Origin of the sequence: Streptomyces sp. NPDC097619 (assembly GCF_040302735.1) — a bacterium.
In the GTDB taxonomy this organism is placed as follows: domain Bacteria; phylum Actinomycetota; class Actinomycetes; order Streptomycetales; family Streptomycetaceae; genus Streptomyces.
The window spans coordinates 1-2,518 of sequence record NZ_JBEOSD010000310.1 but is presented as its reverse complement, the minus strand read 5'-3'; the positions used below and the strand labels follow the sequence as shown (position 1 = coordinate 2,518).

The 2,518-nt window shown below is 75.7% G+C and carries 1 protein-coding gene; it reads right to left on the bottom strand.

Translation table 11 applies throughout. The features are described from left to right. The coding region (locus ABTZ17_RS36650) for an SDR family NAD(P)-dependent oxidoreductase (protein WP_352200153.1) at positions 1-2,518 on the bottom strand (2,518 nt) is incomplete at both ends.

Here is a 2,518-nt window from a genome sequence, read left to right as displayed (position 1 = left end):
CCTGCACCCGCAACGCCGCCACATCCAACAACACCGGCGCCAACAACGCCTCACCCACACCCAACGCCCGATCGAACAACCCCAGACCGAGGTCGACGGGGAGGGCGCCGACGCCCTGACGGGCGAGTCGGGCCAGTTCGGCCTCGTCGAGGCCGCCGGTCATGCCGGTGGCGTCGGCCCAGAGGCCCCAGGCCAGGGAGACCGCCGGGAGGCCGGCGGCACGGCGGGAGGCGGCGAGGGCGTCCAGGTAGGAGTTCGCCGCCGCGTAGTTCGCCTGACCGGAGCTGCCCACGAGGGCGGCCACCGAGGAGAACAGCACGAAAGCGGCGAGGTCGGAGCCCTCGGTCAGCTCGTGCAGGTGCTGGGCCGCGTCGAGCTTCGGGCGCAGCACGCGCTCCAGCTGCTCGGGGGTCAGCGACTCGACGATCCCGTCGTCGAGGACACCGGCCGCGTGGACGACACCGGTGAGGGGGCCCTCGACCGAACCGATCACGGCGGCGAGCTGCTCCCGGTCGGCCACGTCACAGGCTTCCACCCGCACCCGCGCGCCCAGGCCCTCCAGATCGGCCACCAGCGCCGCCACGCCTTCGGCGGACGGACCGCGACGGCTCAGGAGCAGCAGTTCGGAGACGCCGTGCGTCCGGACGAGGTGTCCGGCCACCAGCGCCCCGAGGCCACCGGTGCCGCCGGTGACGAGCACGGTGCCGCCGGCGAGGCCCGCCGGGGCGGCGGGGGCGTCCGCGAGACGGCCCAGGCGCGGGGCGAGGACCCGCTGCTCTCGCACGGCGAGCTGCGGTTCGTCGGCGGCGGCCAGGGCCGCCCAGTCCGGGGCGTCCGCGGTCAGGTCCCGACCGGCCTCGAAGTCCACGAGGACCAGGCGACCCGGGTGCTCCGACTGGGCGCTCCGCACCAGCCCCCAGACGGGGGCGAGGGCCAGGTCCGGGCTCTCCTCCCCGGCCGCGACGGCGGCCCGGGTGGCCACGACGAGCCGCGCCCCGGCGAAGGCGCCCTCGGCGAGCCACTGCCTCACCAGGGCGAGGGCGCGGGCCGCTCCGTCGTGCGCGGCGGCCACCCCGGACCAGGTGTCGTCCCCGTCGAGGACGGCGACGACCAGGTCGGGTACGGCGGCGCCCCCGGCGAGGGTCGCGGCGAGCGCGGTCAGGTCGGCGGGACCGTCGGCCCGGCCCAGCACCTCCACGACGGCCGGAACCGCTGCCGGCTCCACGGCGACCTCGGCCCATTCCACGCGGAACAGGGAGTCCTGGCCGCCGCGCCGGGCGCCGGCGAGCTGCTCCTCAGCGACGGGCCGCACGGCGATGGTGGCGACCGAGACGACCTCGGCGCCCGTCTCGTCCACGGCGTCGAGGCGCAGCGAGGCATCGCCTTCGGCGACGGCGCGCACCCGCAGGCGGGTGGCCCCGCGCTGCGCGAGGCGGGCCCCGGACCAGCTGAACGGCATCCGCCGCTCGGCGCCGCCGTCCCCGAGGAGGAGGACGGCCGCGCCGCTCTGGAGGGCGGCGTCGAAGAGCGCCGGGTGGATCCCGAACTCTCCCGCGCCCTCGTCACCGGGCAGTTCCACCTCGGCGTAGACCTCGGAGCCGTCGCGCCACAGGGCCGTCAGGCCCTGGAAGACAGGGCCGTAGTCGTAGCCGATCTCGGAGAGGCGCGCGTACGCGTCCTCGACGGACACCTCCTCGGCGTCCGCGGGGGGCCACTCCTCCGGCCAGGCGGGGGCGGGACCGGTCTCCGCGGTGAGGGTGCCCCGGGCGTGGCAGATCGCCTCCCCGTCGCCCTCGTCGCCGTTGCCGGCCTCGGGACGGGTGTAGACGGCCACGGTGCGGCGGCCGTCCTCGTCGGGCTCCCCCACCGTGACCTGGACGCGGACCGGCTGGTCCTCGCGCAGGATCAGCGGGGCCTCGAGCACCAGTTCCTCGACCACCGGGGCACCGGCCAGCCGACCCGCGGTGAGGGCCAGCTCGATGTGCGAGGTGCCGGGGACGACGATGTTGTCGAGCAGCACGTGCTCGGCCGTCCACGGGTGCGTGGCGGTGGAGAGGCGGCCGGTGAACAGCCATTCGTCCCGGTCACCGACCCGTACGCCGGCCACGAGCACCGGGTGGTCGATCCGGCCGAGCCCGGCCGCACCGGGATCGGAGGAACCGGCCACCGGATCGATCCAGTACCGCTCCCGCTGGAAGGCGTACGTCGGCAGCTCGACGCGCCGCACGCCGGTCCCGGCGTAGAAGGCGTCCCAGTCCACGGCGATACCGGCCACGTGGGCCTGACCCAGGAAGCCCGCGAACGCTTCGGCCTCGGTGGTACGGGCCCGCAGCACGGGCACGAAGACCGCCAGGTCCTCGTCCTCGACCGCCTGCCGCGCCATCGCGGTCAGCACGGCATCCGGACCGATCTCGACGAAGCGCGTCACGCCCTCGTCCACCAGGGTCCGCACCCCGTCGGCGAAGCGGACGGCCTCACGGACGTGGTTCACCCAGTAGGCGGGATCGGTCAGTTCGGA